Genomic DNA, 6,611 nt, shown 5'->3' with positions numbered 1-6,611 from the left:
GAGTCGAAAACGATCAACTCTGCTCACCCCTCCCCTTCAGGGGAGGGGCCGGGGGTGGGGCGCTTCCGCAAGCGAAACGCCCATGGCGATGCCCCACCCCAACCCCTCCCCTGAAGGGGAGGGGCTAGGCTTGGTTCGATCCCATGCCATCATGCTCTTGCGGAGCTTGCCAGCGTGCTGAGTAGCGCAGCTTGGGTGAGGGATTGAGCAGGCCGTCACTTCCGCCAAGACGAAGTCGGCACAACCCTCTCCCGTCTATGAGGGGCGAGGGGAAAAGCGGTAGGATTGGCTGTCGATCCACTCCGGATCAGCCATCCCCCTGCGCAACGGCCCGCCAGATCCACGCCGTGGCTGGCAAGGCAATCCGGTCATGGGAGCGATACTGCGACAGCGCTTCTCGCAAGGCCGCCTCCATCCGCCGCCGTTCATCGGGGGCGGCCTGTGCCAATGCCCGCGCCGCGGGACCGATTTGCGACAGGAAGGACAGCGCGTCCTCGACCGGATCGTCGCCTTCGCCCACCACATAGTCGAACGGCACGCGGACGGCCCCGTCAGGCCGCCATCCGCTTTCCATCAGCCACACCCCGACCTGGTCCATGTCGGCAAAGGCGAAGGGACCGGGCAGGTAAGCGTCGTCCTGCGGAGGAGCGATACCGGTCACCGCATCCGCCAGCGTCGCGAAACTGTTGGCGGCCCGTTCCGCAAAGCAGGAAAAGACCAGATGCGCTCCGTCGCACGCGGCTTGCCGCAAGCTGGCCAGCGCCTCGACGGGATCGGGAAAGAACATCACGCCATGACGCGAGCATAACAGATCGAACGGCCCTTCGGCAGCCGCCACGGCCAGCGCATCGCCGCACTGGAAACGCAGGCCGTCGCCAGACGCCCTGTCCACCCGCGCCTGTGCCACCGCCACCAATTCCGCCGACAGGTCGACACCCGTCACGCGCAATCCCGGCCGCGTCGCCCGGAGCGCCAGACTGGTCACCCCCGCCCCGCAACCGATATCGAGGGCATGGCCCCGTTCGGGCGCGACCGATGCGATCGCCGCGTCGAGATGACGGGACAGGTCCGCCAGGCTGCGGTCGGTCCGGCGCCATTCCGCGGCCCAGACCTCACCGACCCGCCCCCGCCAATCCATCCCGCCCGTCACGATCCCGCCCCCGGTATTTGCCAGCAAAAAGGCCCGCCATTGCTGGCGGGCCATATATTTTTAGATATCATCCTCGGCATCGGGGCCGGTCATCATTTCCTCGGCGACCTTTTCGGTCCGCTGGCGGATCGCCCGTTCCAGCCGGTCGGCCATGTCGGGATTGTCGCGCAGGTAATTCTTGGCATTCTCACGCCCCTGCCCGATGCGGACCGAGTCATAGGAGAACCAGCTGCCCGACTTCTCGACCAGCCCCGCCTTGACGCCCAGATCGAGGATCTCGCCGATCTTCGAGATGCCTTCGCCATACATGATGTCGAATTCGACCTGCTTGAACGGCGGAGCGACCTTGTTCTTCACGACCTTCACGCGAGTCGCGTTGCCGGTCACTTCCTCGCGATCCTTGATCGCGCCGGTGCGGCGGATGTCGAGCCGGACCGAGGCATAGAATTTCAGCGCATTGCCGCCCGTCGTCGTCTCCGGGTTGCCGTACATCACACCGATCTTCATGCGCAGCTGGTTGATAAAGATCACCATGCAGCGCGAACGGCTGATGGAGCCGGTCAGCTTGCGAAGCGACTGCGACATCAGGCGGGCCTGAAGGCCGACATGGCTGTCGCCCATCTCGCCTTCGATTTCCGCACGCGGCACCAGCGCGGCGACCGAGTCGACCACCAGCACATCGATCGCATTTGAGCGAACGAGGGTGTCGGTGATTTCCAGCGCCTGCTCGCCGGTATCCGGCTGCGACACGATCAATTCGTCGATGTTGACGCCCAGTTTCTTGGCATAGACGGGATCGAGCGCGTGTTCGGCGTCGACGAAGGCGGCGGTGCCGCCCATCTTCTGTGCCTCGGCGATGACGTGCAGCGCCAGCGTGGTCTTGCCCGAGGATTCCGGACCATAGACCTCGATCACGCGGCCGCGTGGCAGCCCGCCGACACCGAGCGCGATGTCGAGGCCGAGCGAGCCGGTCGAGATAGCCTCGACCTGCATCGCTTCCTTCTGGCCCAGCTTCATCGCCGAGCCCTTGCCGAATGCCCGGTCGATCTGGGCGAGTGCGGCGTCCAGCGCCTTTTGCCGGTCTGCGTTTGCGGTTGCCATGCCTGTTTCGATCACTTTCAGATTGGCGGCCATCAGATGCTTCCCTCGCTAGACCAAGCTGGTGGTCCATTCAACGCATCTGCAATGTATGTGTTTTGTTCCAGGAGAACAAGATGCGAACAAAGCCTATCGCAAAAAAGTCGGCAGCGTCCACCAGCCCTGTGTACGCGCGGCCTCCGCCGCCGCGTCGCGCGCGCCGGTGTCGCCGAAAATGGCAAAGCAGGTCGCCCCCGATCCCGACATGCGCGCCAGCTCGACGCCCGGCGCGCTCGCCAGCAGGGCGAGCACCGAGTCGATCTGCGGCGCGATGGCGCGTGCGGGCGGCTCCAGGTCGTTGCGCCCCGCCGCCGCGACCGCCATCACCGCCCCCTGCCCCAGCGCGCCCCGGTCCACACCGTCCCAGCGCCCGAAGACCGCCGCCGTCGACACGCCGACGCCCGGATTGACCAGCAGCACCGGCCGCTCGCCCAGCGGCTCCAAGGGTTGGAGGGCATCGCCCTTCCCTTCGCCGCGCGCGGTCTTCCCGAGCAGGCAGGCAGGCACATCCGCGCCCAGTTCCGCCGCCAGCGCGAACAGCGCGGGATCATCGGTCGCGACGCCGTGCAGCCGCGCCAGCGCGCGCAAGGTTGCCGCCGCATCCGCCGAACCACCGCCAATGCCGGAGGCAACGGGCAAATGCTTGTCGAGGGTGATCGCATGGGCATCGCCCACGCCGAACTGCGCACCGAAACCGCGCGCCGCGCGCATGACGAGATTGTCGTCCTGCGACTCGCCCGCCAGCACGGCCGCGAACGGCCCGGTCAGCGTCAGGCTGGGGCTGTCCGCCCGCTCGACCGTGACGACATCGCCGTCACGGCAAAAGGCGAACAGCGTCTCCAGATCATGATAACCATCGTCACGACGACGACGCACATGGAGCGCCAGGTTGATCTTGGCCGGGGCGGTTTCGACGATCGCGGTCATGTCCATCCCATGCGTCGCATAGCCCCGCTCGGCAAGGCCGGTCAGCCCGCGATCTTTGCGGCCAGCCTGGCCTGCTCTGCAGCATCCGCCGTCAGGGCCGCCGCGCGCCAGGCATAACGTGCCTCGTAACGCCGCCCCAGCGCCCAATAGATGTCGCCGAGATGGTCGTTGATCTCGCTATTGGCGGGTTCGGCCATGGCAGCGCGCTCAACCAACGGCAGACCGCGCTTGGTCTGTCCCGCCTTGAAATAGGCCCAGCCGAGCGAATCGGTGATCGACGCATCGTCGGGAGCCAGCTTGCTCGCCTTTTCAAGCAGCGCAAGCGAGCCGGGCACGTCCTTGCCCCGCTCGATCCGGGCATAGCCGAGATAGTTGAGCGCCAACGGCTGGTCCGGTCCGAGTTCGACCGCCTTGGCCAGCGCCACGTCCGCCTCGTCCTTGCGCCCGGCCTGGTCGAGCGCCCCGCCATATTGCAGCCACGCCGCCCAGGGCAGTGCAGGGTCGGCGCGGGTTACGCGTTCATACCAGGGCGCCGCGTCGGCCGGGCGCCTGGCGGCGATCAACTGGTCGGCATAGACCTGCCAATCGTCGAGGCTGGACTCCTTCGCGGTCGCCAGCCCCTGTGCCAGCATCAGTGCCTCGCCCTGCCGCCCCGCCTCGGCGAGCAGGCCGATGCGGACGATCGCGGCGCGGTGTGCAAAGGCGCCACCCGGGCGCACATCCCTGATCGCGGCGATGGCGGCATCCCAGGCCTCGTCCTTCGACAGGGCCTCGGCCATGATCAGCCGGGCGCGGTCATTGTCGGGGTCGGCGACCAGGGCGGTGCGGGTCAATGCGATGACCAGCGGGCGCGGCCCCTCGCTCGCCAGCTCGGCGCCGATCCGCACCAGCAGTCGCGACACGCCGAACCCGAGGTCCGGTTTGGCGCCCAGCGCCTTGCGATCGGCCAGGACGAGGGGATCGCTGAGCAGCGCGCGGGCATCGGCTTCGTCGCCACGTCCCGCCATGATCTCGGCCGCCGCGATCCGGGTGTCGGGCGCGGCGCGCATCGTCTCCAGCAGGACGCGGACCGAGGCCGGGTCGATCCGCTTGCTCGCCAGCGCGAGAAGGATGCGATGCTCGTCGGCCAGCCGCTTGGCCACCGGCTCCTTGCCCGCACTGTCGAGGCCGGGCTCGACCGGTTGCTTGCGGTCCCACGCCGCCCAGGCACGCAAGGTCGGCGAGAGGATGCGCAATGCGCCGCCATCGATCCGCTTCAGCGCCGCGTCATAGTCCGCCCGGTCACCTTTACGCGCCGCGATCGCCAGGTCGAGCAGCGCCACGTCGAGCGGCGCGACATTCTCGGCCTCCATCACCCGCGCGGATTTCAGGGCCAACGGCATGTCGCCGCTGGTCATCGCCTCGCGATAGGCACGCACCGCGACCGCCGGATCGTCCGGCCAGCCCGCCAGCGCGATCGCGTAGTCGCCGCTTGCGGCCGTCGCGCGCCCTTCCGACGCGGCCACCCGCGCCGCCAGATAGGCCGATAGCGGCGAGCGGGGCACCTCCACCGCCGCCAGCGCAGGCACGGACCAGCAGGCCCCGACCAGCAACACCCCGGTCAGGGCACGCAGCAACGAACGCTTACATATTGGGATAATTGGGTCCTCCGCCACCTTCCGGCACGACCCAGTTGATGTTCTGGGTCGGATCCTTGATGTCGCACGTCTTGCAGTGGACGCAGTTCTGGGCGTTGATCACGAATTTCGGATCGCCCTCTTCGACGCCCACCACCTCGTAAACACCGGCCGGACAGTAGCGTTGCGCGGGTTCGTCGAACAAGGGCAGGTTGTGTTCGATCGGCACATCCGCGTTCTTCAGCGTCAGGTGGACCGGCTGGTCCTCCTCGTGATTGGTGTTCGACAGGAATACCGAGGACAGGCGGTCGAAGGTCAGCACGCCGTCGGGCTTGGGATAGTCGGGCTTCTTCACCTGATCCTTGCGCCACAGGCTTTCGTGATCGGGCTTGTGCTTCATGGTGAAGGGCATCTTCAGGCCCAAATGCTCGGCCCACATGGTCGCGCCCGCCAGCCCGGAACCCAGCGTGTCGCCATATTTCTTGACCAGCGGCACGACGTTGCGGACGGTCGACAGTTCCTTGTAGAGCCAGGACGCGCGGAACGCCTCCGGGTAATCGGTCAGCTCGTCGCCTTCGCGCCCCGCCTGCACGGCGGCGAACGCGGCTTCGGCGGCCAGCATCGCCGACTTCATCGCGCCGTGCGTGCCCTTGATCCGCGGCACGTTGAGGAAGCCCGCCGAACAGCCGACCAGCACGCCGCCGGGGAAGGTCAGTTTGGGGATCGCCTGAAGCCCGCCGTCATTGATCGCCCGCGCGCCGTAGGAGACGCGCTTGCCGCCCTTCAGCAGTTCGGCGATGACCGGATGGGTCTTCCACTTCTGCATCTCCTGGAACGGGGAGATATAGGGGTTGGTATAGTTCAGCCATGTCACGAAGCCGAGCGCCACCTGCCCGCCCGCCTGGTGATAGATGAAGCCGCCGCCATTGGCGTCATGGCCCAGCGGCCAGCCTTGCGTATGGATCACCCGGCCCGGCACATGCTTGGCGGGGTCGATGTCCCACAGCTCCTTGATACCGAGACCATAGACCTGCGGCTGGCTGTCACGGGCCAGATCGAACTGACGGATGATCTCCTTGGACAGATGCCCGCGAACGCCCTCGGCGAAGAAGGTGTATTTGGCATGCAGCTCCAACCCCGGCTGATAGTCGGACTTGCGTGTTCCGTCGCGCGCGATACCCATGTCGCCGGTCGCGACGCCCTTCACCCGGCCATCGTCGTGGAACAGGATTTCGGCGGCGGCGAAACCGGGGAAGATCTCGACGCCCAGTTCCTCGGCCTTGCCCGCCAGCCAGCGGCACAGATTGCCGAGACTCCCGGTATAGGTGCCCTTGTTGTGCATGAAGGGCGGGGTCAGCGCGTGCGGCAGGTTGCGATGCTTGCCCGCGCTCAGGATCCAGTGGAGGTTCTCTGTCACCGGCACCTCGGCCAGCGGACAGCCATCCTCGCGCCAGTCGGGCAGCAGTTCGTCGAGCGCGATCGGGTCGATCACCGCGCCCGACAGGATATGCGCGCCGACCTCCGATCCCTTTTCGAGGACGCAAACGGCGAGTTCTCCGCCCTGTTCGGCCGCCAGCTGTTTCAGGCGGATCGCCGCCGACAGGCCCGCCGGACCCGCGCCGACGATCACCACGTCATAGGGCATCGATTCGCGTTCGCTCATGGCATCCTCGCATCTGGTCCGCGCCCTGCCATACCGGCCCGCTTCGTGCGGGTTCGTCCGGGCGCGGACGGGAAACATCTTGTCCCGACCGTCGATCCGACAGATTGACGCGCACGTC

Annotated in this window: 5 protein-coding genes; all 5 read right to left on the bottom strand. The window is 67.1% G+C overall.

Features of this window, described 5'->3' with window-relative positions:
* Nucleotides 1-307 precede the first annotated feature (307 nt).
* On the bottom strand, nucleotides 308-1,204 hold the full coding sequence (locus tag BSZ14_RS13185) for a class I SAM-dependent methyltransferase (RefSeq protein WP_241823754.1): 897 nt from the start codon (nucleotides 1,202-1,204) through the stop codon (nucleotides 308-310).
* A gap of 6 nt (nucleotides 1,205-1,210) precedes the next feature.
* Nucleotides 1,211-2,284 (bottom strand): recombinase RecA, encoded by a 1,074-nt coding sequence (gene recA, locus BSZ14_RS13180; RefSeq protein WP_042482753.1) that lies wholly within the window; start codon nucleotides 2,282-2,284, stop codon nucleotides 1,211-1,213.
* Nucleotides 2,285-2,377: 93 nt separating this feature from the next.
* On the bottom strand, nucleotides 2,378-3,214 hold the full coding sequence (locus BSZ14_RS13175) for a 4-(cytidine 5'-diphospho)-2-C-methyl-D-erythritol kinase (protein ID WP_076711268.1): 837 nt from the start codon (nucleotides 3,212-3,214) through the stop codon (nucleotides 2,378-2,380).
* Nucleotides 3,215-3,255: 41 nt separating this feature from the next.
* Complete coding sequence (locus BSZ14_RS13170) at nucleotides 3,256-4,830, bottom strand: hypothetical protein (RefSeq protein ID WP_241823753.1); 1,575 nt, start codon at nucleotides 4,828-4,830, stop codon at nucleotides 3,256-3,258.
* Nucleotides 4,831-4,837: 7 nt separating this feature from the next.
* Nucleotides 4,838-6,493 (bottom strand): electron transfer flavoprotein-ubiquinone oxidoreductase, encoded by a 1,656-nt coding sequence (locus BSZ14_RS13165; RefSeq protein ID WP_076711265.1) that lies wholly within the window; start codon nucleotides 6,491-6,493, stop codon nucleotides 4,838-4,840.
* Nucleotides 6,494-6,611: the final 118 nt, after the last annotated feature.

The organism is Sphingomonas sp. Sph1(2015), assembly GCF_001970915.1.
GTDB classification, from domain to species: domain Bacteria; phylum Pseudomonadota; class Alphaproteobacteria; order Sphingomonadales; family Sphingomonadaceae; genus Sphingomonas; species Sphingomonas parapaucimobilis.
This window is presented reverse-complemented; position numbering and strand designations above follow the sequence as displayed.

Excerpts from the sequence above, each read along its gene's own strand:
- BSZ14_RS13185 (WP_241823754.1), bottom strand. The coding sequence starts at position 1,204 with ATGGCCCGCCAGCAATGGCGGGCCTTTTTGCTGGCAAATACCGGGGGC.
- recA (WP_042482753.1), bottom strand. The coding sequence starts at position 2,284 with ATGGCCGCCAATCTGAAAGTGATCGAAACAGGCATGGCAACCGCAAAC.
- BSZ14_RS13175 (WP_076711268.1), bottom strand. The coding sequence starts at position 3,214 with ATGACCGCGATCGTCGAAACCGCCCCGGCCAAGATCAACCTGGCGCTC.
- BSZ14_RS13165 (WP_076711265.1), bottom strand. The coding sequence starts at position 6,493 with ATGAGCGAACGCGAATCGATGCCCTATGACGTGGTGATCGTCGGCGCG.